26 protein-coding genes are annotated in these 23,768 nt (G+C 39.4%); 11 read left to right on the top strand and 15 right to left on the bottom strand.

Features of this window, described 5'->3' with window-relative positions; all coding sequences use genetic code 11:
* The first annotated feature begins 12 nt into the window (after positions 1-12).
* A complete protein-coding gene (locus QSE00_RS07075) occupies positions 13-666 on the top strand; it encodes a hypothetical protein (RefSeq protein WP_286105437.1) in 654 nt (217 codons plus the stop codon).
* Here QSE00_RS07075 and QSE00_RS07070 read toward each other — a convergent pair.
* Positions 663-1,811, bottom strand: a complete 1,149-nt coding sequence (locus QSE00_RS07070; RefSeq protein ID WP_286105436.1) for a cysteine desulfurase family protein — start codon at positions 1,809-1,811, stop codon at positions 663-665. The two genes, QSE00_RS07075 and QSE00_RS07070, sit on opposite strands and share 4 nt — an antisense overlap.
* 134 nt (positions 1,812-1,945) lie before the next feature.
* Between QSE00_RS07070 and QSE00_RS07065 the strand changes: the two genes are divergently transcribed.
* Positions 1,946-2,455 carry a hypothetical protein gene (locus QSE00_RS07065; protein WP_110358192.1) on the top strand — a complete coding sequence of 170 codons (510 nt, stop codon included), beginning with the start codon at positions 1,946-1,948 and terminating at the stop codon, positions 2,453-2,455.
* Here the strand turns inward: QSE00_RS07065 and QSE00_RS07060 are convergent, their stop codons facing one another.
* Complete coding sequence (locus tag QSE00_RS07060) at positions 2,456-3,004, bottom strand: Smr/MutS family protein (RefSeq protein ID WP_286105435.1); 549 nt, start codon at positions 3,002-3,004, stop codon at positions 2,456-2,458.
* Positions 3,004-3,201: a hypothetical protein gene (locus QSE00_RS07055; protein WP_286105434.1), complete on the bottom strand. Its 198-nt coding sequence runs from the start codon at positions 3,199-3,201 to the stop codon at positions 3,004-3,006. Before QSE00_RS07055 ends, QSE00_RS07060 begins: the two co-directional genes overlap by 1 nt.
* Positions 3,202-3,302: 101 nt before the next feature.
* On the opposite strand from QSE00_RS07055, the gene QSE00_RS07050 reads away from it, so the two are divergent.
* Genes QSE00_RS07050 through QSE00_RS07035 form a run of 4 tightly spaced genes read left to right on the top strand, consistent with a single transcriptional unit; the run spans position 3,303 to position 4,636 of the window.
* On the top strand, positions 3,303-3,563 hold the full coding sequence (locus QSE00_RS07050; RefSeq protein WP_286105433.1) for a DUF2752 domain-containing protein: 261 nt from the start codon (positions 3,303-3,305) through the stop codon (positions 3,561-3,563).
* A gap of 9 nt (positions 3,564-3,572) precedes the next feature.
* Complete coding sequence (locus tag QSE00_RS07045; RefSeq protein WP_110358189.1) at positions 3,573-3,911, top strand: CCC motif membrane protein; 339 nt, start codon at positions 3,573-3,575, stop codon at positions 3,909-3,911.
* Positions 3,912-3,948: 37 nt separating this feature from the next.
* Entirely contained in the window at positions 3,949-4,233 is a 285-nt protein-coding gene (locus tag QSE00_RS07040) for a CD225/dispanin family protein (RefSeq protein ID WP_286105432.1), read from the top strand.
* A complete protein-coding gene (locus QSE00_RS07035; protein ID WP_286105431.1) occupies positions 4,223-4,636 on the top strand; it encodes a DUF2752 domain-containing protein in 414 nt (137 codons plus the stop codon). The genes QSE00_RS07040 and QSE00_RS07035 overlap by 11 nt, the downstream gene beginning before the upstream one ends.
* A gap of 50 nt (positions 4,637-4,686) precedes the next feature.
* On the opposite strand, the gene rocD is transcribed toward QSE00_RS07035, so the two are convergent.
* From rocD to QSE00_RS07000, 7 genes are all read right to left on the bottom strand, one after another.
* Complete coding sequence (gene rocD / locus QSE00_RS07030; protein WP_286105526.1) at positions 4,687-5,967, bottom strand: ornithine--oxo-acid transaminase; 1,281 nt, start codon at positions 5,965-5,967, stop codon at positions 4,687-4,689.
* Positions 5,968-6,111: 144 nt separating this feature from the next.
* Entirely contained in the window at positions 6,112-7,017 is a 906-nt protein-coding gene (locus QSE00_RS07025; protein WP_286105430.1) for an endonuclease/exonuclease/phosphatase family protein, read from the bottom strand.
* Positions 7,014-7,577, bottom strand: coding sequence for a glycoside hydrolase family protein (locus QSE00_RS07020; RefSeq protein ID WP_286105429.1), 564 nt, complete (start codon positions 7,575-7,577; stop codon positions 7,014-7,016). Before QSE00_RS07020 ends, QSE00_RS07025 begins: the two co-directional genes overlap by 4 nt.
* Positions 7,578-7,607: 30 nt before the next feature.
* Positions 7,608-8,006 (bottom strand): glycoside hydrolase family protein, encoded by a 399-nt coding sequence (locus QSE00_RS07015; RefSeq protein WP_286105428.1) that lies wholly within the window; start codon positions 8,004-8,006, stop codon positions 7,608-7,610.
* 95 nt (positions 8,007-8,101) lie between these two features.
* Positions 8,102-9,340 (bottom strand): enolase C-terminal domain-like protein, encoded by a 1,239-nt coding sequence (locus QSE00_RS07010; protein WP_286105427.1) that lies wholly within the window; start codon positions 9,338-9,340, stop codon positions 8,102-8,104.
* Positions 9,341-9,442: 102 nt separating this feature from the next.
* Positions 9,443-10,825: an alpha-L-fucosidase gene (locus QSE00_RS07005; protein WP_181422960.1), complete on the bottom strand. Its 1,383-nt coding sequence runs from the start codon at positions 10,823-10,825 to the stop codon at positions 9,443-9,445.
* A 273-nt stretch (positions 10,826-11,098) separates the two neighbouring features.
* Positions 11,099-12,565 carry a sulfatase gene (locus QSE00_RS07000; RefSeq protein WP_286105426.1) on the bottom strand — a complete coding sequence of 489 codons (1,467 nt, stop codon included), beginning with the start codon at positions 12,563-12,565 and terminating at the stop codon, positions 11,099-11,101.
* A gap of 406 nt (positions 12,566-12,971) precedes the next feature.
* Here QSE00_RS07000 and rlmD point away from each other — a divergent pair, with 406 nt between their 5' ends.
* Genes rlmD through QSE00_RS06985 form a run of 3 tightly spaced genes read left to right on the top strand, consistent with a single transcriptional unit; the run spans position 12,972 to position 15,731 of the window.
* Complete coding sequence (gene rlmD / locus QSE00_RS06995; RefSeq protein ID WP_286105425.1) at positions 12,972-14,387, top strand: 23S rRNA (uracil(1939)-C(5))-methyltransferase RlmD; 1,416 nt, start codon at positions 12,972-12,974, stop codon at positions 14,385-14,387.
* An 11-nt stretch (positions 14,388-14,398) separates the two neighbouring features.
* Positions 14,399-14,929, top strand: coding sequence for a DUF6452 family protein (locus QSE00_RS06990; RefSeq protein WP_110358174.1), 531 nt, complete (start codon positions 14,399-14,401; stop codon positions 14,927-14,929).
* Positions 14,910-15,731 (top strand): DUF6048 family protein, encoded by an 822-nt coding sequence (locus QSE00_RS06985; protein WP_110358173.1) that lies wholly within the window; start codon positions 14,910-14,912, stop codon positions 15,729-15,731. Before QSE00_RS06990 ends, QSE00_RS06985 begins: the two co-directional genes overlap by 20 nt.
* On the opposite strand, the gene QSE00_RS06980 is transcribed toward QSE00_RS06985, so the two are convergent.
* Positions 15,709-15,939: a hypothetical protein gene (locus QSE00_RS06980; protein WP_286105424.1), complete on the bottom strand. Its 231-nt coding sequence runs from the start codon at positions 15,937-15,939 to the stop codon at positions 15,709-15,711. The two genes, QSE00_RS06985 and QSE00_RS06980, sit on opposite strands and share 23 nt — an antisense overlap.
* Before the next feature lie 32 nt (positions 15,940-15,971).
* Positions 15,972-17,135: a THUMP domain-containing class I SAM-dependent RNA methyltransferase gene (locus tag QSE00_RS06975; RefSeq protein WP_286105423.1), complete on the bottom strand. Its 1,164-nt coding sequence runs from the start codon at positions 17,133-17,135 to the stop codon at positions 15,972-15,974.
* 90 nt (positions 17,136-17,225) lie between these two features.
* Here QSE00_RS06975 and QSE00_RS06970 point away from each other — a divergent pair, with 90 nt between their 5' ends.
* Both QSE00_RS06970 and QSE00_RS06965 read left to right on the top strand, forming a co-directional pair.
* Complete coding sequence (locus tag QSE00_RS06970) at positions 17,226-17,897, top strand: ZIP family metal transporter (protein WP_110358170.1); 672 nt, start codon at positions 17,226-17,228, stop codon at positions 17,895-17,897.
* A gap of 101 nt (positions 17,898-17,998) precedes the next feature.
* A complete protein-coding gene (locus tag QSE00_RS06965) occupies positions 17,999-18,427 on the top strand; it encodes a DUF4268 domain-containing protein (RefSeq protein WP_286105422.1) in 429 nt (142 codons plus the stop codon).
* On the opposite strand, the gene trhA is transcribed toward QSE00_RS06965, so the two are convergent.
* The 3 genes from trhA to QSE00_RS06950 form a co-directional block, all read right to left on the bottom strand.
* The gene (gene trhA, locus QSE00_RS06960; RefSeq protein ID WP_286105421.1) at positions 18,424-19,041 is read right to left on the bottom strand and encodes a PAQR family membrane homeostasis protein TrhA; all 618 of its coding nucleotides are present in this window, start codon (positions 19,039-19,041) and stop codon (positions 18,424-18,426) included. The genes QSE00_RS06965 and trhA overlap by 4 nt on opposite strands.
* Before the next feature lie 118 nt (positions 19,042-19,159).
* Positions 19,160-21,118 carry a plastocyanin/azurin family copper-binding protein gene (locus tag QSE00_RS06955; protein WP_286105420.1) on the bottom strand — a complete coding sequence of 653 codons (1,959 nt, stop codon included), beginning with the start codon at positions 21,116-21,118 and terminating at the stop codon, positions 19,160-19,162.
* Positions 21,119-21,134: 16 nt separating this feature from the next.
* Positions 21,135-23,036, bottom strand: a complete 1,902-nt coding sequence (locus QSE00_RS06950; RefSeq protein ID WP_286105419.1) for a 3-keto-disaccharide hydrolase — start codon at positions 23,034-23,036, stop codon at positions 21,135-21,137.
* Positions 23,037-23,768 lie beyond the last annotated feature (732 nt).

Below are 23,768 nucleotides of genomic sequence, written 5' to 3'. Positions count from 1 at the left end.
AAATTGCTATAGATGAAAAATATTGCTATAATAATATTCACCTTACTTAGCCTAGGTGTGTCCGCCCAAAAGAACATTTATACAAGTGAAAAATTTGACGAATTGAGCCAAGATCATAATAATTTGGCCATTATCCCATTCCTGACCAACCTGGAATTGAAGGATGAAATATCAAGTAAGGAGTTAAAAGATTTGGAACAAAAGGAGGGCTACGCAGTACAGGATGCCTTGGAAACCTATTTTTCCAAAAGAAAAAAGAAAAAGAAATTTTCCGTAGAGTTCCAGAATATTAAAAACACCAATGCCATCTTAAAACAAAATGGTATTTCATATGACAATATCGATGTTTACAGCGTAAAGGAACTAGCACAAATTTTAGGGGTGAATGGTATCATAAGCGGCACATTGGACCTAAATGTACTTCTATCCAAAGGTGTCCCTACAGAATTTAGCCTTCTTGATTATATTAACGGTGATTCCAATTATGGGCGAATAGGCGTAAAAATAAGTGACGGTATAACCGGCAAATTGCTTTGGAAATACGAAAAGCAAATCAATAAGAAATCTGGTAAAAACACTACAGACCTCATCGATCTCATGATGAAATTGGCTTCCAGAAAATTCCCTTATGACAGGGAACGCCCTAGAGATCGCAAAAAGAACTAATTGGAACCGTATTCCTTTAACACCTCAACAACGTAATCCAACTCCTCTTTGGTATTGTATTTTGAGAACGAAAAACGCAAAGAAGGTTTTTCCAAGTCCTTAGGAGAAAGAATTTCCGCAAGCACGTGCGAACCCAAGTCACTACCGGACTGGCATGCACTGCCCTTGGAACAGGCAATTCCCTTAAGATCCAAATGAAACAATAACAGCAATGCCTTTTCAGAATCAAAAGGTAGGCGCACGTTCACCAAGGTATAGGTACCGCCCACCAGATCCCCGGAAAGTCCATTAAAGGCTACATCGGGAATGGCTTTGGTTAATTTTTCTATAAAATATCTTTTTAGCTCCAACACATAATCACTTTCCTCTTCCAAGTGGTCGTAAGCCGCTATAAAGGCTTCTTCCAAGCCTACTATATTATGATATGGTTCGGTTCCCGCCCTAAAACCGCGTTCTTGAGATCCTCCAAAAATCAAGGGTTGCAGACCAGTGTTTCTTTTAATATAAGCGAATCCGACCCCCTTGGGGCCATGAAATTTATGGGCTGCAGCAGTTAAAAAGTGGGCATTGGTTTTCTGCACATCCCATGGGAAATGTCCTATGGACTGCACCGTATCCGAATGAAATAAGGCATTGTGTTCCAGACATAGTTTTCCAACGGCCAATATATCCAATATGTTTCCTATTTCATTGTTCACGTGCATTAGGCTAACCATTTTCTTACTGTCATCCCTTTTCAGCAGCGACTCCAAATGGGCAAGATCTGGATTTCCATTTCCATCCAAATCCACAAACAATAGTTCAATACCATATTCCCTAGCGAGCGCCTCGGCCGTATGCAATACCGCATGATGTTCTATCTTGGAAGTAATCAAGGTTTCTATTCCAAGATCCCGAACACTGCACCTAAGTATCATATTGTCCGCCTCGGTACCGCCCGAAGTAAAGATTATCTCCGATGGGTGTGCGTTTAAATACTTAGCGATGGTTTTTCTTGCTTTTTCAATAGCCGTTTTAGCTGTTCTCCCAAAACCATGGGAAGAAGATGGATTACCATAGCAACTTGCCAGGGCATCTTGCATTTTAGAGATGACTTCCGGTCTAACCTGAGTGGTAGCGGCACTATCCAAATAAACCTTTTTCATTAAAAAAATAAATCAAATTAAAAACTTTCCAACTCTGGAAAAGTTTGCCAAAATTACTTGAAATAAAGTTAATTTCCTGTAAAATGCTCATAAACCTATAGGATTATAACCTATATTTCGATTAAATTTGAGGCATGAAAAATTATTTGACTTTCCTCCTGTGTTTGGCCCTTTGTTCATGCGATGATGGGGATTTAACCATAGAGACCATAGACTTTGACGATATTGCCATTGACTACTGTGACACAACAGTATCGACCAATACCACATTATTCTTTAAAATTAACGGTAACGAAGCTTTAATACTCACTTTAGCAAGTGGAACACTTAAAAATGTAGCATCGGACGGCGAAGTTGAATATCCTATTTCTTCTAGTACCACCCTCACCTACCGTGATTTTTCCGACGATGTTACCAGTACCTATTTTTGCAATCTCATCCCTGCAACGGAACCTACGGTGGTAGAAGAAATTGAAGCCGAGAGCGGTTCGGTACTTATAACCACCACAGCTGTAGTTGATGGTGATACCACTACTTATGAACATACCATAAGACTAAGTGGGATTACTTTTATCAATGCTTCCAACAATCAGCGGATAACGGATTTAAGCATCAACGATTTTGGAACTGTAACAACCAATTGATTATGGGGTATTCTGGAAAAAATATACTTCCGTAGCCCCCATACCGTATTTCTGGTAATCCGCATCATAAAACTTTGCATTTTCGTAACGCTTAAAAAGGAAATATAGCTCTTCCTTTAAAATACCTTCCCCTACCCCGTGTATAAATACTATCTTTTGAATCTTTTTGCGAATAGCAAAATCCAATTGGCGTTTGGCCGTATCAAGTTGTATATTAAGCATTTCAAAATTGGTCATTCCCTTTGTGGAAGGTGTTAGCTTATCTATATGCAGATCCACCTCCATCTGCGGAGAAAATCGCTCCTTGGCCCTTAACTTCTTACTATGTCGGTTCTTTGGCACTTCCTTCTCTGCCTTTATTTTAGCCACCTCAAAATTTGACACTTTAATAGCATTGGAACTGGAAACTTTCAATAATTCAGCTGCTGTATATGTTAACAAGAACCCATCGTTACTTTCTACCGTAATTTGCCCACCATTTACTTTTACCACAACTCCTTGAACAATATCATCGATGGCCTCAACTTGATCTCCTACCTTAAAATCCATTAGTCCTTTTCTTTATCTTTATCCTCATCCTTATTTTGATCTATACTCCACAACTGCGTGGTCTTATACAGACCAAACATTAACAGGACAATTCCAATGCTCAACGCATATTCCCCTTCCATATACTGGTCTCCCAACCCGGAAATTACAGCTCCAACCAGTATCAGCACCAAATAAAAAGTCCGTTTTGTTTTCATTGCCCAAAAATAATAGTATTTTTCGGTAAAGAATTATATTAGCACTTTAAATAACCCTGATGGCAATTCTCTTGGAACTGGAAAATTATATGCTCCCTTGCATGAACAAGCAGATATTCGGCATTGAGTGTCCCGGTTGCGGAATTCAACGGTCCATTTCCTATCTTTTGGATGGTAACTTTATTGAGGCCTTAAAGATATATCCCGCTATATATACCCTCATATTTCTAGTGGGTTTTGTTGGTGCCTCTCTACTGTTCGACATAAAAAATTCCTTCAAGATCAAAATCTATCTTTTATACCTAAACGCTGGAATCGTCATTGTAAATTACATTTACAAAATGGTTCATCTAATACATTAAAAAAGAATTATGGAACAACAAAAACTACCCAACGCCACACTAATATTAGTTTTCGGGATTATCTCAATAGTTACCTGCTGCTGCTATGGTATTATTGGTTTGATCTTCGGTATCGTAGGCCTTATTCTAGCTAAAAAGGCCACTATCCTCTATGCGGTAAACCCTAGTATGTATGAAGGATACAACAATGTTAAGTTAGGAAAAACCTTATCGATCATAGGTATCGTTCTTAATATTCTAGTAATCTTCTTCTTCCTTTGGATCATCTCTGTTATTGGTTGGGATGCATTACAGAACGAAGAACTTATGAGGGAAAGAATGGAAGATTATTTTCAAAACCTTCAATAAATTTTATTATCAGCCAACAATTTAATTGATCATCTTTATGGAAAACAACCAAACCCATCCCAAACCGAGCAACTATTTGGTTTTAGCTATCATCAGTACGGTATTCTGTTGCCTGATACCAGGTATAGTGAGTATTGTGAATGCTGCCAAAGTAAATGAAGCCTATGCACTAGGCAATTATGAACAGGCCGAAAGAGCTTCCAAAAATGCTAAAACATGGGCCATTGTAGGTATTGCAATAGCGGGCCTATTTTGGCTTTTATATATAGCATTTTTTGGCTTGGCAATCTTTGGTGCATTTATGGGCGCAGGTGATTTCTAGAAGAAATAAAATAGCAGTAGCCATTGTAATGGGAGTGGTTTTCTTTGGAATACTACTCCTTTATTTTTTCAACAACCCAAGTAATTCCAACCACTTTCCCCAATGTCCATTTTTTACTGCCACAGGCTATTACTGTACAGGATGTGGGAGTCAGAGGGCGTTACACGATTTACTCCACTTGGATATCATTGGTGTAGCCAAACACAACCTACTTTTTATCCCTGCTTTTTTATTGATTGCCTACCATTGGGTGCGTAATTATGTCCCCATACACGGAAAAGAAAGCTTACCAGATTTAATCTATCACCCCAAAACGCCTATAGTGTTGATAATAATAATTGCCCTGTTTACCATTTTAAGGAATATCAATCTTTATCCTTTTACCCTTTTGGCACCAGAATAAAAAACCGCTATGAAATAAATAACGGGTCATCCCGTTCATCGAGAGGAATATTATTTCTCAAACTGCATTAGTGTCTTCGTTATAATCCCAACACAGTCCAATAGCTGTTCCTTATTCATTACCAAAGGCGGGGCGAACCTGATAATATTTCCGTGAGTTGGTTTGGCCAGGAGACCATTATCCCTTAATGCCAAGCAAATATCCCAAGCCGTTGAGCTGTCTTCGGAGTCGTTTATCAATATGGCATTTAATAAGCCTTTCCCCCTTACGGCCTTTATAATATTACAAGTGGGTATAAACTTATTGAGTTCTTCCCTGAACAGCACTCCCAATTGATAAGCGTTTTCAGCAAGCCTTTCTTCTTGGACTACCTCTAAAGCGGCTATGCCCACTGCTGCTGCCACTGGGTTACCGCCAAAAGTACTCCCATGGCTACCGGGCTTTATTACCTCCATGATTTCGTCATTGGCCAGCACTCCAGAGATTGGATAGGCCCCTCCTGACAGTGCCTTCCCCAAAATTAATATATCCGGTTTTACCTCAGGCGTCCCACTGCAGTGCCTATCAGGACAATTGCAATTGCCACAGCTAGCCAATAGTTTCCCCGTGCGGGCTATTCCCGTCTGCACCTCATCGGCAATAAAAAGGACATTGTGTTTTGTGCACAGCTCACGCGCCTTGACCAAATAGTCTTCAGAAGGCACATATACCCCAGCCTCTCCCTGTATGGGCTCCACTAGGAATCCCGCAATATTCCTATCGCTCTCCAAAACTTCCTTTAGAGCCTTTATATTATCGTATTCTATCTTAATAAAGCCTTCTGTATAGGGACCATAATTTTTGCGGGCAATAGGATCATTGGAAAATGAAATGATAGTAGTTGTTCGTCCGTGAAAATTATTCTCGCAAACAATTATTTGAGCCTGGTTTTCTGGAACTCCCTTTTTCTCGTAGGCCCATTTCCTACAAATTTTAAGAGCTGTCTCCACTGCCTCGGCCCCTGTGTTCATGGGCAGTAATTTATGGTAGCCAAATGTTTGGGCGGCCAACTTCTCAAATTTCCCGAGCATATCATTGTAAAAGGCCCTGGAAGTCAATGTCAGCGTTTTGGCCTGATTTATCATAGCATTGACAATTTTAGGGTGACAATGCCCCTGGTTTACTGCTGAATATGCTGATAAAAAGTCGTAATATCTTTTTCCTTCAACATCCCAAACAAAAACTCCCTCTCCCCTGGTTAAAACCACAGGTAGTGGATGATAGTTGTGCGCTCCGAATTTTTCCTCCAATGCAATGGCATCTTTAGAAGATAATTTTTCCAAAACCGACATGATTAAATAACTTTTAAATAAAACTTTAGCAATTCCTTCTTGGGGAGAGAAATCATCCAACTTTTGTAGAGATTGCAAATTACGAATTGTAAGTTGCATCCTAAAATTTTTAGGCATTGATTTTTGCTCAGAAAAACCTACCAATCAATCTTTTAGACGAAATTTGGCACTTACAGGATAATGATCGGACAAAAACCAGTTTTCCGGTCCATTGTGGACTTTAGCGTCCAAAAGTTTCTGGGATATTTCGGGTGAAACCAAAATATAGTCTATACGTTGCAAACGTGAAGTCAATTCTTCCTTGGTTTCCCCATTTATATCTCCCAAAACCTGTCCGGGAAAACTTCCCCTCCCATTGATTCCTTTTGTAAATTTTTGTACCACGTCAAACAGAGGGATCGACAGGAACTTGGACATTACGGCATAATCAAAACTGCCATTTTCAATATTCCCCTTCAAGCCTTTTCCAGCATTGGATTCTCGTAATCCCTGTAATAAATTACCATTGGGGTCGTACAGATCGGCATCAAAGGGAGAATGGGCGTTAAAATCACCCAAAACGATATATTTAGAATTGGATTTATTAATTTCTTCCAATTTCCTTGATAGTATTGTGGCCTCCTCCCGTCTTCTCTCAATGCTGCCGGGATGGAGATGAATTACCAAAAAATCGATTCCATTTATATGGCAGTGCAATGCCCCATGGTGCATACCATCCATTATTTTTTCCTTAATAGCAATTGGATATTTGGAGGTTAAACCAACCGAATAACCGGTAGTTTTTAACAATATGGAATAGTCATGACCCCATGCCTTGGCATCATCCATTAACTTTTCCGGAGTGTAGGCACACAATTCCTGTAGGGCAACAACATCTGGAGATTGTACTCCTATCCACTGCTGCACCTTCTCCCTTCTATCCTGATCCTTGCCCCAATCATAGCCATTCCAAATATTATAGGTTATTATTTTAAAATCGCTCTTTTTATCTTGTGATACGAGTGATAATGGTAGTATTATAATTATCAATAAAATATTTCGAAAATTCATTGGTCTAAATTTATTTTAAGAACATGCCCTATAGTGCGTTGACCGCCATAAATATTCCAACCCGAAGGGGCGTACAAATATGCCGGTTTATTATTTATCATCAAAATTTTTGGGCGTTCCAGCTTCGGATCTGGGCTATATATCTTTACTACCTTTTGGGGATCGTATTCCCAATAATAGGTGGACAATAGATTATAACCTATAGTAGCATCCCCCAAATTGAATGTAAGTCCGTCCTTAGATTTCCAAAGTGTTCCACCACCAACTATACCCATATTTTGACCATGATTGTCCGTGGTCAATAAATAGATATTATCTTGATAGGTAAAAACGGTTCCCTCCTCCAATGTCCCCTTGTTAGAAGTAACGGGCTTGTCCTGAATAGTATATGGGCCCTTTAATTTATTGGCAATAGCCAGGCCATACTTTAGTATACCTTCTGTGGTTTTGGTTTTAAAATATAAATAGTACTTCCCATTTACTTCCAAAAAGGTCGGATTTGCCACTCCCATATTGGATTTATAATTCCATTTATTAGGGTTGTCTGCATTTAATACCATTCCGTCCTTCCCAACTTTTTTCCATGGACCTTAAGGAGATTTTGCAATGGCCATTCCAATACGTTGATTTCCGCCATGAGAAGGTTGATGATAATCCGTATTGGCAATATATAACAGCACGTATTGCTTTCCCACTTTTTTTATTTCCGGGTTATGTGGCGCATATTTATCCCAGGTATCCTTTCGCGTACCTTTGAGGGCAATATCAGAAAAAACAAAGGGCCCTTCTGGTGAATCGGAAACATAGTGCGCTATTTCGGAAGATTTTCGCCAAGCAGGATTAACATTCATTTCTTGCCATCTTGCCACGAATAAATGAGTTCTTCCATCCTCACCATGGATGGGTGCACAGCCCCAAATAGTATAATTATCATCTTGAACGGCCACGCCCTTGTATTCCAAGTTCTGGGCGATAAAGGATAAGGGCACCTGAAGAAACTTTTCTTGGGCACTACCAGCTTCGACAACCTAGAGAATGGTAATAATAAACAGTTTTAAAACGTACCTCATTTTATTTACAATAATCAATATACTTTTAAATCAGCACTAATTCCAGGTTGATGCGGTGTCTTGTACCGTCCATCCACTATGGATACAGGAAATTTGAAATAGTCTTGCAAATGCGGGATATGTTCCAATAAAAGTGCCGGATGACCTATAGAAATATGATTAAATAGTACCAAATGCTGATGAATCTGCCCCATATCCCCAACATGTGGGACAACAGGAATATTGTATTTTCTGGACAAAAGGCTTATTAGTATAAATTCAGAAATTCCCCCTACCCTAACGGCATCTACCTGATTGAAGGCCATACTACCCGAACGGATAAAATTCTTAAAGGTAATTTTATTGGGTACATGCTCGCCTAACGCCAGTTTTACATCTACCGCCTTGGCCAAATCAACATGTGCCTGCACATCATCAGGGTGTGTTGGCTCTTCTATAAAATACGGATTTAATTCCTTTAGCTTTTTACAAATGGAAATGGCTTGAGGTAAATTCCATTGTTGATTGGCATCGAACATGATCGTAGCATTATCCCCTGCAATTTTTCGCACCAAAGAAGCTCTACGGACATCCCTTTCACATTCTTTAGAGCCTACTTTTAGCTTCATAGCCGAAAATCCATTATCCAAAGCTTTTTTAATATTGGTTTCTACTTGCTCATCCGAATAATTAAACCAACCTATAGAGGTATCATACCCAGGATATCCCAAATCCACAATCATTTTCCGGTTTTCCTTACCGTGCTTCTGCGCCACCAGTATGGATATTGCCTCCTCTTTTGTTAAAACATCCTCATAATAAGAGAAATCCAAAGTATTAACCAGTTCCTCGGGAGAAAGATCGATCAATAATTTCCACAAGGGAATCTCTTTGGATTTTGCCCAAAGATCGTAACAGGCATTGACCACGGATGCCAAGGCCAAATGAACCACCCCCTTATGGGGACCCAACCATCTAAAATTAGGATCGTCTGCCATTGCTTTGTAAGTTTCCCCAAAATTGGCCATTAATGCATTGATTTCCTTACCTTCTATGTGTTTTACCAAATAGCTAATGGCATCGCAGACCAATTTATTACCTGTCCCCAAGGTGAAAGCAAGCCCCACTCCTTCCAACTCACAATCTGTTTGCAATTTGCAAACGGCATAGGCATAGATAGGCGTTGTATGGATCGCATCCGAACCTGCACCATTCTTAAGAGGGTATTGAATATCATTGGAATAGCCTTTTTTAATTACTATTGTTTTATTCATAAATTATTATAGTTATAGTTATTTCCAATGACACTTTAAAACCATATTGAAAACAACTTTAATCATGATTTTGTAATATTTTAGAAGATCATCATTGCTGGATCAATAGTTCATGCGTTCTATCGGCGGAATTGCCATTGCCGGTTTATTCAATTCCAGGACTATTACCGAGGCTACCTCATCGGGTAAATTGTCTGGCAGATTAATGGTAATCGCTGTTTTACTTTTATCAATTGTCACCTCTTGACTATCATGAAGAAAATAGGCCTTATTAATTTTCACATCTTTCGGAAATGGCAATTTTATTTTTGTTTTTTTTGTGTTTAGCAAGTGTAGGAATATTTTGCTGTCCTTTCGGGTACTAACCATGTAATCTGTAGGTAAATAAGGGCCACCTCGGGTACCATAGACGGAATCCCCATTCAGATTTAACCAGTCCCCTATTTCCTTCAAACGATCTATCTGTCTTTTTTCTATTCTACCGTCTGCCATTGGTCCCACATTAAAAAGTAAGTTACCATCCCCGCCAACAGTTTTTAGCAGTGTTTGAATACATTCCTCTTTAGACTTTATCTTATCGTTCGCCTTCCATGCCCATTGTGTTGCTATGGTCATACAGGTTTCCCAGGGTGTCTCCATATTAAATGCGCCCACTTGTTGTTCAGGGGTGGCATAATCTCCAGCGTATTGGATACTCTTCATAGTTTCTTCCATTCCAACACGTCCCTTATCTACCCTATTGTTGATTAATAAATCTTCTTTCAATCCTCTTAGGTAAGCATATAAGTCCATTCCCATCTGGTGGGACCATGCCCATTCCCATTCACCATCGAACCAAATAAATGCAGGGTCATAATCTTCGATCAATTCTTTCAACTGATTTTTCATAAATAGGACATAGCGTTCCATTCGAGCTTTCGTTTGGGCGTCTTCAAAATCCTTCTCTACATGAAATTGATAATCATCGGCAGGATATATCACGGGATTATCAGGATGATACCAGTCTGCAATGGAATAATAGGTTCCGAACACCATGCCTTGTTTTTTGCACTCCTCCACCAAATCTTTTAGAATGCCCTTGCCATAAGGCGTACTACCCATATCGTAATCTGTATATTTACTGTCCCAGAGGGAAAACCCATCATGATGTTTTGAGGTCAGTACAATATATTTCATCCCAGCCCCCTTAGCAGTTTTTACCCATTCAGCGGCATTGAACAAAACGGGATCAAACTCCTTATACAGCTGGTCGTAATCCTCTTTGGACACTTGTTTACCCCTGGACCAGCCTATCTCAGTCCCTCTTAAACTAACAGGTCCCCAATGAATAAACATCCCAAAACGCATGTCCTGAAATGATTTTAATGCCTCCTTGTTTGTTAATAGGTCTGGATTGGCTTCTCCGCCACCTAAAGACTGAGCACTTAAATTGTGGACAAAAATCAGGCCTAGGAGTGCAACCACATTTTTTAAATAAATTTTCATTTCGTATCTCATTTAATTATTAATTTTAATACTATTCAATAACAATTTCCAATGGAATCTGTACATTAAAAGAACTGCCATCGTTTTCAGTACTAATTTCCCCTGGGATAAGCTTTATACTTTGTGCATTACAAAAAATAGCAGTGTTATTACATAACACGACAGATTCCAATTTGCTATAAGTAAGGATCCTATTCATTTTAATAAAGCCCATATTTTGTAGAATTGAAACACTTTGTCCTTTGTCTTTTCCAGAATTGATTGATAACCCCCCTAATTCGATCCATATTGGATGCCCAAATCATTCGTTCTAATATCCATTAATTTCTCCCGCAATGTTTTTTGCATTTCAATCACTATATCCGCATATTTGGGATTGTGCGCCAAATTATTATACTGTTTGGCATCGTGCTCCATATCAAAAAGTTCCATTCCGGCCCCGGCATCTTCGTCATACTGTATATATGCCCATTTATGGTTACGCAACAAAAAGGACTTACCCCCCTGACTCACCGAAAATGCATAATCCCTCACTTTGATCTTGGGATTATCCAGAGTTTTAACTAAGCTTTTTCCCTGTAAATGACCGGAAGTTTTTATGCCCGCCAATTCCGCGAGGGTAGGATATAAATCCAAAAGTTCCGAAAAGGAATTACAGACTGCAGGTGACTTTCCAGGCACTTTGATGATTAAGGGGACCCTAACCGATTCCTCGTGAAGACTCACCTTCATCCAGAAGCGGTGTTCCCCCAAGTGAAATCCATGATCTGAGGTAAAAACAACGATGGTATTATCTTCCAATCCTTCTTCCTTTAAAGACTTTAAAATCTTCCCCACTTGTGCATCCATATAGGCTACCGAAGCATAATACCCAGCAACTGCCTTTTTTTCTTGTTCTTCGGACATTTCACCATTAACACTGGTGACGTAATTGATTCCACGGGCGGGAATATCATCCCAATCGTTTTCCACCTTGGGAGGCAATACCATTTGCTCATGTGGATAAGGTTCAAAGTACTTTCTAGGTGCCACAAAGGGTACGTGTGGCCTAACTAGACCCACTGCTAAAAAGAAGGGGTTATTTTTGTGCAGTTTAATTAGTTCAATAGCTTTTTCAGCGGTTTTTCCATCAGAATGCACCAAATCATCCCCGTCTGCCTTTACAATGGTCATAACATTCCCCCCTTTTCTAGGTTTCAGTCCATAAGGGTTATTTTGAACCAATTCGGCCTCCCCCGCCGCCGCCCATTCCGGTCCTTGACTATTATAACGTTCGGTCCAGGATGCCTCATCATCCTGTCCGTTGGACCCGGTTTCAATATCTATGGGAACTCCCATATGAAATATCTTGCTTACCCTTGCTGTGTAATAACCGTTTTCCTTGAACAATTGTGAAAGTGATTTTCTTGAGGGTCCAACATTTTCCCTGCCACTGACGTATCCGTAGGTGTTTGTGGCATTTGGATAGTAGCCGAACATTAAGGATGCCCTGGAAGGGCCACAGACCGGGTATTGGGTATAGGCCTTGGTATACTTAATACCCTCTGCTGCCAATTGATCTATATTGGGTGAGCGTGAAGCGCTATTTTCATAAGACGAAATGGCCGTGGCCGTTAAATCGTCAGCTATTATAAAAAGCACATTTGGCCTATTATTCTTAATCTTTTTTCCTGTTTTTTCCAGCTGTGCCTGTCCTGTAAAAAAACAAAACAAAAAAAGACAAAAAAGATATTTTTCCATTTTAAACCAACTTTTTAAATTAAATAAAAGGTATTAAACCTCAGGGCAAGCCTGTCTGCCGACAAAGGCAGGCCCTGAACCCAATAATTAGGAATCGACCCTAGGGTCGAGGTATTGAACCTAGATCCCGCCGAAAATGACGGGATTAGTCCAACTTGCAATTTTAAGTGCGTCTTACCGACTTCTCAAAATTGAGTTTCACTAATAAATTGAAACACATTGACCCCATTGGGATATCATATACTGCCAATTCAATATTCAAGGCCCCAACAATCCGGTAGCAGCAATGCTGATAAAGGACCGGTGCGACTTAGTTTACCCCATTGGAAAAACGAATCTAATAAATACAAACAAGACTCTGTTAAAAAGCTACATAAATCCTAAAAAATTCTCCTATTTTTGCGCCATGCGCAGAAAGAATACAAGACAAGTTTTTGAAAACGTGGAAGTAGTAGATGCCGGTGCCAAAGGCAAGACCATAGGAAAGGCACCCGATGGCCGGGTAATCTTCTTGACCAACACTGTCCCTGGAGATGTTGTGGACGTTATGACCACCAAAAAAAGGAAGGCCTATTTTGAGGGCGTTGCCACCAAGTTCCATACTTTTTCGAGTAAAAGAACTACCCCTGTCTGTGAACATTTTGGAGTATGTGGGGGCTGTAAATGGCAAGATATGGGCTATGAACACCAGCTATTTTACAAACAAAAAGAAGTTGAGAACAACCTACGAAGAATTGGTCATTTGGAATTGCCAGAAACGAGTCGCATTTTAGGATCCAAAAAGCAATACTTCTACAGGAACAAGATGGAATTTTCTTTTTCTGATAGTAGATGGTTGACCTTGGAGGAAATAAACTCAGGCAAGGAAATTGATGATAAAAACGCATTGGGATTTCATATTCCTGGAATGTGGGACAAAATCTTGGACATTAAAAAATGTCATTTGCAAGAAGATCCTTCCAATGCGATTAGGTTGGAAATAAAGGATTTCGCCATTAAGAACAATTTGTCTTTCTTTAACCCCAGGAATCAATGGGGCATGTTGCGCACAGTAATGATTCGCACCTCCTCTACTGGTGAAATCATGGTTATGGTCCAATTCTATGAGGACGATTTGGAGAAGAGGGAATTATTGATGAACCACTTGGCAGTAACCTTTCCTGCAATAACTTCCTTGTTATATGTCATCAATCAAAAACAAAATGATACCATATATGATCAGGAAATCATATGCTATTCTGGACGGGATCATATATTTGAGGAAATGGAAGGTCTTCAATTTAAAATAAATGCCAAATCATTTTATCAAACCAATTCGGACCAGGCATATGAACTATACAAGATAACCCGGGATTTTGCCGAACTTACTGGAAATGAATTGGTTTACGACCTTTACACCGGTACGGGCACCATTGCCCAATTTGTGGCCAAAAAGGCCAAAAAAGTAATAGGAATAGAAGCCGTTCCCGAAGCTATCACCGATGCAAAGGCCAATGCAAAAAGAAACAAAATAGACAATGTAGATTTTTATGTAGGGGATATGAAGAATGTCTTTAATCCTAGTTTTATTGAGGAACACGGCAGTCCCGACCTTATTATTACCGATCCTCCCAGGGATGGTATGCATGCGGCCGTTGTACAACAAATATTATCCATTGCACCGGAAAGGGTTGTTTATGTTAGCTGTAATAGCGCCACACAGGCCAGGGATTTGGAGATGATGAAGGAAGATTATGAAATTATGAAGGTGCAACCAGTGGACATGTTTCCACAGACCCATCATGTTGAAAATGTTGTACTTTTGAAAAAACGGACCAAATAGTCCAACCGAGCATGAAAAAATTCTACATTCCAATATTAGTTTTAATTATATTAATCTGCTTTGGAGCCTGTGAAAAGGATGATATCTGTATAGATGGGGACACCCCTTTATTAGTGATAAGATTTTATAATGTGGACAACCCCACTGTATTAAAAAAGGTCACCAAACTTAGAATTGTGGGAGTTGGCCAGAATACCACGGTCACAACAGTATCCGATAGAACGGATTTGGATTCAATTGCCATTCCTTTGAAGGTCACAGAGAACAGCACAGGTTTTTATTTTATTAGGAACTCTGCAGATGTTGAAACTACAGATTCGGGAGGAGAGACTATTACGGTTGAAGGGGGAGACTTGGATACCTTGTACCTAAATTACACCAAAATAGATAAGTTTGTTTCCAGGGCCTGTGGATATATTGCCAATTATGAAGAATTGAATAGCGATCTAAAAATGGAAACCGATAATTGGATAAAGGATATAGAAATTGTAACCCCCTTGGTAGAAAATTCAACAGCAGCGCATGTTAAGATATTTCATTAGTAGCTTTTTATTTCTAGCCTTTCTTTTGGGGAGTTCCCAAAGCAAGCCTATCGATTTGCAACCAAAAGACACTGTGGTACACACCGACCCCTATGGTATTAGGGTGGGGATAGACCTTAGTCGCCCTTTAATTTCATTCTTAAATGATGATTATCAGGGATTTGAAATAGTTGGGGACTATAGGATAACAAATAAACTATATGTGGCTGCAGAACTTGGTAATGAAAAAAATACCAAACAAGAGGACTTATACAATTTCACCACCTCGGGAAGCTACTTAAAACTGGGTGTGGATTACAACACCTATGGAAATTGGTATGGCATGAACAATTCCATACACGTAGGGGGGCGTTATGCCTACAGTACTTTTAGCCAAACTTTGAATAATTATCAAATTTTTGACACCAACCGTTATTGGACCGATCCCGAATATCAAATTAATCCGGACCCCAATGCTGTTAATGATTTTCCCTTGGGTTCAGATGTCGCCCAAGAATTTAGCGGATTAAATGCCAGCTGGTTGGAGGCCGTGCTGGGTATAAAAGCCGAACTCTTTGCCAATATCTTTTTGGGGGCCAGTGTTCGCATTGGTTTCTTGGTCAGTAACAAGGAACCCGACAACTTTAGGAATTTATGGGTTCCTGGATTCAATAAGGTTACCGATGGCAGTAAATTTGGCGTTGGTTACAATTATTCCATCACCTATTTTATTCCACTCTACAAAAAAGCCAAAAAAATTAAGGAAAAGGAAGAAAAGAAGGCTCCAATCCAAGAACAACCTAAAGCTCCCGAAAACCCTTAATAAAAATCCATTTCATCATCAGTTTCTCTCCGGACTTTGTTTTTACAGCACTAAACTTAGGTGCCAATATACTGGCGGCCACAGCTGCTATAAATGCAAGGGCAAGTGTATTTAAGGGCAATAACATGCCAATTAACAATCTGCCCCCAACAAATAGAATTGAGAAGCCTAGAAAGTTAAAGATAAGAGCTTTGTATTTTGGTTTCAAAATTCCTATACTTTTAAATCATTAAAAACGGATTATTCCGCTTTGTTATATTTGGCTTTCTTGCTCCCCTCGTACATAACGTATTTTACCAAGCGCGACTCCAAATGGCTATTAAACACCTTGATCTTTCTGGAAGGGCGCAGTCCCACATACTTTAAGGCTTCCAAATTAGAGGTAATGAACCAGGCATCGGTCCCTGGATAATTTCGTTTTAAAGTGTTACCTATATCGGTATAAAAATCCTCCATTTCTATATCCAAACGCTCACCGTAAGGAGGATTGAACACCATATGCAAATGTTTGTCCGTAAATTTCTCCGTATCAAAAAAATTCTTCCTTTCCACGGTTATATAATCGGATAAATTGGCATTGACAATATTATCCTGGGCCTTTCTTACTGCCGAAGGCGCCTTGTCATACCCAATTATCCTATGATTGAACTCCCTTGCTCTCTTAAGGCTGCTATCCACAATTTTTTCAAAAAGATCGGCATCAAAATCGTGCCATTTCTCAAAGGCAAATTCCTCTCTATTAATGTTGGCAGGAATATTACAGGCAATCATAGCTGCTTCTGTCAATAGAGTACCACTGCCACACATAGGATCCAAAAAATCACATTGTCCGTCCCAACCACTTAACAACAAAAGACCGGCCGCCAATACCTCATTTATGGGCGCAATATTGGTCGCTGTCCTATACCCTCGCTGGTGTAAAGACCTCCCGGACGAATCCAGGGCTACATTGCAATGATCATTCTGTATGTGGATGTTGATCCTAACATCAGGAAATTTTATATCCACATCCGGCCTACTACCATCCGTATCCCTAAACTTATCCACAATAGCATCCTTGGTCTTTTGGGATACATATAGGGAATGGGTGAAATTTTCGCTATTTACTGTAGCATCAATGGCAAAAGTGGTAGAGGTGGACAGATAATCGAACCAGTCCATGGCATAGATTTTTTTGTAAAGATCGTTCTCATCCCTTACACGAAAAGAATGGATAGGTTTAACAATTTTGATTGCCGTTCGCAAACAAAGATTTGCCTTGTACATAAAACCGGTATCTCCTTCAAAAAAAACACTCCTAACTCCCTCTTCAACATTTCCGGCACCAAGATTACGCAGTTCCTTGGCCAAAATTTCCTCAAAACCAAACATGGTCTTGGCCACCATTTTAAAATTTTTGTTCATATCTACCTTTAAGATTACCGCAAAAATACGTTAATTTTAGCCCTTATTAGCCAATATGGTAATTTTGTACAATATCAGAATTAATCCTTAATGAAATATTTATTACCTATTCTTGGCGTATTGCTGAGTTTTATATTTGTATACTTCACAAAACCAAAAAACAAGGAAGTCTTTAAACTTCTCCTAGCTTTCAGTGGAGCTTTTTTGCTGGCGCTTACTGTTTTTGAATTATTCCCTGAAGTTTATGGTAGCGCAGAACCAAAAACGGTAGGGGTATTTGTTATGTTGGGGATCCTACTCCAGATTTTTCTGGAATTTTTTTCCAAAGGGGCCGAACACGGACATGTTCATTTAGATCCCGAAAAATCCGATTTTCCTTGGATGCTTTTTATAAGCCTATGCATCCATTCCCTGTTAGAAGGATTGCCTATAGAAAATCACGGTACTATCCTTTACGGAATTTTAATCCACAAAATACCCATTGCGATTATCTTAAGCATATTCTTATTAAGCTCCAAGATAAAGTTGCGGTCTGCCATATTCTTTATTGTACTTTTTTCCTTGATGACTCCCATAGGCACCTACATTGCAGCCAATTATGATTTTACCCATAGGTATGCCGTTTTTCTTAACGCCTTGGTAATTGGTGTCTTCCTTCATATTTCGACTGTTATTCTATTCGAAAGTTCGGAAGCGCATAAATTTAACTTGCGTAAATTGGTCGTCATAATATTGGGAATTGCAATTGCTTATATGCTATAAAGCCAAACCAAGTCCCCAATTACAAGAAAAATTGGTACAACGGGGCAATTACTCTAGATTAGTAACCACTATAAGAATTAACAGCACACCCAGGTCTATAAATGTTCAGCAAGGAAGAAGCAAAAAAGTTACGTCAGGATTTTTGGATTTCCTTTGGTAAATCCTTTCCCAGAAAATGGATTCTGTATAACACTGGCATTAAGGATTGCTCTTTTAAATTTCATTTTGATTTAAAGAGTGCTATGGTATCTATGGACATAGAAAGTCAAGATTTGGAAAAGCGGTTGGGGGTATGGGAAAAATTGATTTCACTTAGGCCTATTTTATTGGAAGAATACCTGCCAAAAGCCCTATTTGAGGATACGGTTATCCTTAAAAATGGAAAGGAGATTTCAAGGGTGTCCGTTAGTTTAGAAAATGTTTCCATTCACAACGAAAACACTTGGCAGGAAACCATGGTATTTTTGAAGGAAAACATGGCCGTATTTGAAGATTTCTTCAAAGAATATGAAGATATTATTCGTCCCTAAACCACATCGATCAAAATAAAAAACCAATGACTGATGGCACCTCCCAGCACAAACAAATGCCAGATAAAGTGGTTATAACGGATCCTCTCCAAAGCGTAAAAAAGAATTCCCAAGGTATAAAAGGCTCCCCCCAGAAAAAGGGTCCCCAACCCAATGGTGGTAGTATTACTTAGTAAGTTGTCCAGATCCAAAACAATCAACCAGCCCATTATTAAATATAGCGATACTGAAATAAACTCATATTTCCCCGTATAAAACAACTTCATAATAGTACCCGCAGCAGCTATTCCCCATACGGTATAAAATAGTAACCAGCCATTTCCTTGTTCCAACATGATTAAGGCTACTGGCGTATAGGTGCCAGCAATTAAAAAATAAATGCTGATGTGATCCAATATCCTCAATTTGTTTTTCAAATTTGACGGCTTAACACAATGATATAAAGTTGATGCCGTAAACAAGAAGACAAAAGTAAAACTGTAAACAATAATTGAAAACGTGGCATAGGAAGTTAACTGTCGGCTATTTTGCAATAACACTACAAAACCTATTAGCCCAAATATTATTCCAAGGGCATGGGACAGGGTATTTAGTTTTTCCTCTTTAATAGGCATACCTCAAAAGTATACAAATGTTTCAAATTGAAATCCCATTCGTTAAAGCCCTTTAAAAATAGTATTCAACCAGTAATACTGATTAAGACCCAAGGCACAATGTCAATTAATTCGCATCTTATTGAACAATAAGCTTCGCCCTCATCACCGATGAATGCCCTGGAAAAGTACATACTATCCAATATTCACCTGGTTCCTCCGGCATTTTTACATAGATTGTTTCTGCCGTTTCAGGCTGCATAATAGCAGTATGGTACAACACTAAATCGGTATCCGGCACATAGTTATAGTCCGGTCCGTCCAATCCTAACATCAAGGCCATTTGCCCTACCTTATCCACCGATTCCTTGCCTTTCTGGGTAATTACCAGGTTGTGCATCATATCGTCGTTGTTATTAAAGGTAAGCTCTACCTTAGCCCCTCTCTGAACCTTAACTTGTTCTACATCGTACTTCAGTCCCGGCTTGGTACCTATCATCAACTTCTGATCGGATTTATTATTCCAATCAGCTGGCATTTTTGTTATTCTTTTAGGCTGAACGATACTTTTACCGGATTTGACAATACCTGTCATCTGTGGGGATTTCAAAACTCCACCCGGAACTTCATTTAAGGTATAATAACCCGTGTTATGTAGTAGTTTCTTACCATTCCCAGAGGTGAGGTCCGGGATTTTTATTTCGTGGATAAAGCCCAATCGCATTCCGTGTAAAGTTAATTTAACGGAAAGTCCATCTGGTGAAACCTCTGCTTTATGTACCATTACTGGTTGTTCTTCCACTATGGGACTACCGTAGGTATTGTGATATTGGTAAGTAAAACTTTTCATTTGATAGCTGGCAACATCCCCGGCCAATTTTTTATTGACAGGTTGTGTGAATTCGAATTGAAATCCATCATCCAAGGCTTTCATTGTTTTTATTTCGAAAGGTACTTTCCCTGTCCACTCCAATCTTTGCAGACCATACGGAGCTTTTCCGGTGGAAGCCCACCCTCTACTTGTCATACCAACAAACATACTGGAATCACTACCCCAGATCATACGCAATATTCCTGAGGAAAAACCCTCTCTAAATAAAAAGGAAGCACCTTGGTATACCCCATTGACCTTCTCCATATAAACTCGCATTATCTTACTATGCCCCTGATCGCCGATAAACATCTGGCCTTCAAAAGGTCCAAATTTTCCATGGGTAGTATCATAAAGGATATCCGAAGTTGAAATCCCCTGAATGGTATGCGGGAACCAGATGGCTGGAGCCTTAAGGGCAGGTATTTTTTTTGCATATTCATACAGACTTAAGCCCGATTGCTTTTCTATTTCATCCTGTTTCAATTTTAGAGGCGATTGCGGGTCATCTGTCCAACGTAGGCCTTCCGGATTACCTGCAAAATCGCCTACTTCCAAATGGGTCATCCTTCCAGAACCTACCCAATCCCCTTGATTTTCGGTATAAAAGTAATCACCCTCAGAATTCACATTAAATCCCGCAGGAGACCTTAAACCGGTTGCAATTGGGGTCATTTCCCCTTCAGGTGTTATTTTCAGCATCCATCCCCTCCATTTTACCAAACTGGCCCCGTGGCCGATCCAAGATAAATTTAAGGTGACCAACATATCCCCATTGGGCAAAATTAACGGACCATAGGAATAATCGTGGTAATTACCGGACAAAGGCCATGTATAAATAGTCTTATAGCTATCTGCCTTTCCATCCCCGTTCCTGTCATCCAATCTAGTAAGTTCGCCTCGTTGGGAAAGATAGAAGCCATTGTCTTTATAGGCCAAGCCCAAGGTCTCGTGCATCCCGTGTGCATATCTCTTATAAACAGGGTTTGGACCATACGGCTTATCTATTAACCAAACCTCACCCCTTCTCGTAGAAACCCCCAATTTATCGTCATCCGTAAACGCCAACCCTCCAACTTCCAATACAATATCATTTGGAATTGGAACATCCACTATTTTATAATATTCCGCTTCCTTTTTGGCCATTTCCGAACTTTCCTGTCCAAATGTACCATATACTGTTCCTAATAGGAATACAAAGAAAACTGCCTGTCTTAAAATCTGCATAATTGGTTGTTTTGGGTTACCAAATAATATTGTATGTAATGTTCCCACTGTTCGTGGGTATTTTTAGTATTAATTCATCCTTTCCGTTGGAATGACGGATTACAGGATCTAAGCCACTATTACCGGAGAAATCGATAAAATAACTTTCATTGTTGACAATGAATGTACCATCCTCCAACTGTTTAATGGATTCCCCTTCGGCAATTTTATGCCAGATATCACCATTGCCCTTAATGCTGATGGTACGCTCAAGTCCCCGTCCGTCCTTGGAAGATTTAAATGAATTGCTAATAGTAGTCCCTTCTTCTTGATGTAAAAAAACCGGTAATCCATTATCCTTCATTTCATAACCTAATGGCTTAAACCTTATGTTGGATGGAATGCTGTCTGGCCAAACCATATCTTTATTCTCCAAAGTCATAAAATCTGGATCGCCGTGAAAGGATACTGAAAATCCCTTTGGTTCCGCCAACTGGTTAGTACCTCTTAGATGCCACATCTGGGTAACATCAAGAAAATCGCCTTGCCATACCTGTAATATAGCCCCTCTACTTAAATCATATGAATAATTTATACGATCAGGACTCCCAACCGCAATACAGTGTGTCCTTTTTTCATCTCCATGCATCATATACCCACGTTGGGTTACAGTCTCTTCTCCAACCGTAATGAGTATATCATTATCCGAATTTTTTTTAGCTGAACTTAAAGAGTTCTTTGCATGTAGGGCCATTTTCTGCATTTCAGGGCCCTCTGCCGTAATACTGAAACCTGTATACCACGGATAATTCTTGTTATAAATGAAGGTAAAAGGTATTTTCCCCTTTTCCAACTCAATTTCACCTATCCCTGGTGTATCCAAATCGAACTTTCCATTTAGATTAACCACAGTATCATTACCGATCAACAGCAAGGCACCACCATGATTTAATCCAATATTGAAGAGGTAGGTACCAGAATTCGGAACATCCATTTGCCCCTTATAACTTAGAATTCTTGTAACCCTATTTCCAGTTACCATATTGGCGGAAATACTATCTACATTTTTCTCCCCAATAACTGTAAGCGTATCCAAACCGGCAATTGTATCAGAATTACTTTCGTATTCTGTCATATGCATATCGGACAAGGTCAACTTTTTATTTTCGTACTTTTTATACTTGATATTTTTTAAAGCTACGGGACCGTGATCTCCTTGAATCATTAATGGTCCTCTAGCTTTTTCATCATTAAAGGCAGAAGCCCTTGTAGGGCCAGTTACCTCCACATTTTCCTGAATCAACTCACCATTTAACCACACCTCTTGAAATAGGGCATTTTTTATTTTGTTGCCCGAGGCGTCAAATTTGGGAGCGTGAAATATAATTTTAAAATGTTGCCAAAGTCCGGGCGACTTTGAAGCGTTGGTTCTTGGGGAATGTCCCTCATAACCTTTTTGATCGCCTTCCCTACTGTCATCCCACCGCTGATAGATACCACCTATATCTCCATATGTTGGTTCCTTTACACCCCAACTATCCAATAGTTGCACTTCATACCTCCCTTGAAAATAAAGTCCGGAATTGGAGTTGACCGGCATCATCACATCCAATTCAATTTCTATATCCCCATGTTCAAAATTTGTAAAAATATGATCATTTTTTGACTGATCATCGGGTATGTTGGCCAGAATTCCTTTCCCCGGAGAAGAAGTCAAAATCCTGTCCTTTGATCTATCCACATACACATCACCTACAATTTTCCAGTTGGGAGTCTCTACCTTAAACATAGATAGATCATCCAATGGCAGTTCGGAGAAGGGCAAATAATCCTTTATACTTGGGAATTCTTCGGTGGTCGTTGCAGTATCCTTTGATGGACGATCGCCGCATGAAATAAAAAACAGCAATAATCCACTTAAAAACAATGGAATTTTCATAAAATTGAAGCTTAGGTTACTCGGAACAGTAGTTCCAAAGCCTAAAGATATAAATATAAGTTACAAAACTCCAACATTTGCCTGGTCCATCTTCAATTCCCTTTTGTTTTGTCCCCTAGTGATGGCCATCTCACTTACGAAAAGGTTTTCGTAACTTTAGGAAGTCATTTACAAAAGTTAAGTGCAAGTATAAATCCTTAAAGGCAAAAGATCTTATTGAAGTGTGTTTCAAACACTGTATACTGTCTGTTGAAGATTGGAAGGAAACAATGTAGTAATGAAACAATGTAGTAATTGGCTGATTTGAAAATTTGTTGATGGGCCGATTTGAAAATTGAACAATGTAATAATGAAACAATGTACCAATTATTTAATGTAACAATTGACTGATTTGAAAATTCGTTGATGGGCCGATTTGAAAGTGGAACAGTGTAGCAATGAAATAATGTACCAATGATTCAATGTAACAATTGTGTGATTTGAAAATTTGCTGATGTTCCGATTTGAAAGTAGAACAATGTAGTAATGAAACAATGTACCAATTATTTAATGTAACAATTGGTTGATCTGAAAAATGGATGGCACTCTGCAAAGTCGTTGTGCAAAGTTGCTGTGCAAAGTCTCCCGACCTTGGACTTTCCGTTTGGCGTACGGATACTGGAATCAATCACGCCAGCGGCGTGCCCACATCAGATCCTGTCCAAAAAAAAAGCACCTGCCATATACATGGCA

Origin of the sequence: Arenibacter flavimaris (assembly GCF_030291335.1) — a bacterium.
Lineage (GTDB): Bacteria > Bacteroidota > Bacteroidia > Flavobacteriales > Flavobacteriaceae > Arenibacter.
The sequence above is the reverse complement of the archived record's forward strand: the minus strand, read 5'-3'. Positions and strand labels throughout refer to the sequence as shown.

Bases quoted from the DNA above. Each gene is read 5' to 3' on its own strand.
- QSE00_RS06970 (WP_110358170.1), top strand. From the start codon at position 17,226: ATGAAATATTTATTACCTATTCTTGGCGTATTGCTGAGTTTTATATTT.
- QSE00_RS07055 (WP_286105434.1), bottom strand. From the start codon at position 3,201: ATGAAAACAAAACGGACTTTTTATTTGGTGCTGATACTGGTTGGAGCT.
- QSE00_RS07040 (WP_286105432.1), top strand. From the start codon at position 3,949: ATGGAAAACAACCAAACCCATCCCAAACCGAGCAACTATTTGGTTTTA.
- QSE00_RS07075 (WP_286105437.1), top strand. From the start codon at position 13: ATGAAAAATATTGCTATAATAATATTCACCTTACTTAGCCTAGGTGTG.
- QSE00_RS07065 (WP_110358192.1), top strand. From the start codon at position 1,946: ATGAAAAATTATTTGACTTTCCTCCTGTGTTTGGCCCTTTGTTCATGC.
- QSE00_RS07000 (WP_286105426.1), bottom strand. From the start codon at position 12,565: ATGGAAAAATATCTTTTTTGTCTTTTTTTGTTTTGTTTTTTTACAGGA.
- trhA (WP_286105421.1), bottom strand. From the start codon at position 19,041: ATGCCTATTAAAGAGGAAAAACTAAATACCCTGTCCCATGCCCTTGGA.
- QSE00_RS06950 (WP_286105419.1), bottom strand. From the start codon at position 23,036: ATGAAAATTCCATTGTTTTTAAGTGGATTATTGCTGTTTTTTATTTCA.
- QSE00_RS07005 (WP_181422960.1), bottom strand. From the start codon at position 10,825: ATGAAAATTTATTTAAAAAATGTGGTTGCACTCCTAGGCCTGATTTTT.
- QSE00_RS06985 (WP_110358173.1), top strand. From the start codon at position 14,910: ATGTTAAGATATTTCATTAGTAGCTTTTTATTTCTAGCCTTTCTTTTG.
- QSE00_RS06955 (WP_286105420.1), bottom strand. From the start codon at position 21,118: ATGCAGATTTTAAGACAGGCAGTTTTCTTTGTATTCCTATTAGGAACA.
- QSE00_RS07045 (WP_110358189.1), top strand. From the start codon at position 3,573: ATGGAACAACAAAAACTACCCAACGCCACACTAATATTAGTTTTCGGG.
- QSE00_RS07070 (WP_286105436.1), bottom strand. From the start codon at position 1,811: ATGAAAAAGGTTTATTTGGATAGTGCCGCTACCACTCAGGTTAGACCG.
- QSE00_RS07060 (WP_286105435.1), bottom strand. From the start codon at position 3,004: ATGGATTTTAAGGTAGGAGATCAAGTTGAGGCCATCGATGATATTGTT.
- QSE00_RS06975 (WP_286105423.1), bottom strand. From the start codon at position 17,135: ATGAACAAAAATTTTAAAATGGTGGCCAAGACCATGTTTGGTTTTGAG.
- QSE00_RS06990 (WP_110358174.1), top strand. From the start codon at position 14,399: ATGAAAAAATTCTACATTCCAATATTAGTTTTAATTATATTAATCTGC.
- QSE00_RS07050 (WP_286105433.1), top strand. From the start codon at position 3,303: ATGAACAAGCAGATATTCGGCATTGAGTGTCCCGGTTGCGGAATTCAA.
- rlmD (WP_286105425.1), top strand. From the start codon at position 12,972: ATGCGCAGAAAGAATACAAGACAAGTTTTTGAAAACGTGGAAGTAGTA.
- QSE00_RS07010 (WP_286105427.1), bottom strand. From the start codon at position 9,340: ATGAATAAAACAATAGTAATTAAAAAAGGCTATTCCAATGATATTCAA.
- rocD (WP_286105526.1), bottom strand. From the start codon at position 5,967: ATGTCGGTTTTGGAAAAATTATCTTCTAAAGATGCCATTGCATTGGAG.
- QSE00_RS07025 (WP_286105430.1), bottom strand. From the start codon at position 7,017: ATGAATTTTCGAAATATTTTATTGATAATTATAATACTACCATTATCA.
- QSE00_RS06965 (WP_286105422.1), top strand. From the start codon at position 17,999: ATGTTCAGCAAGGAAGAAGCAAAAAAGTTACGTCAGGATTTTTGGATT.
- QSE00_RS07020 (WP_286105429.1), bottom strand. From the start codon at position 7,577: ATGGTATTAAATGCAGACAACCCTAATAAATGGAATTATAAATCCAAT.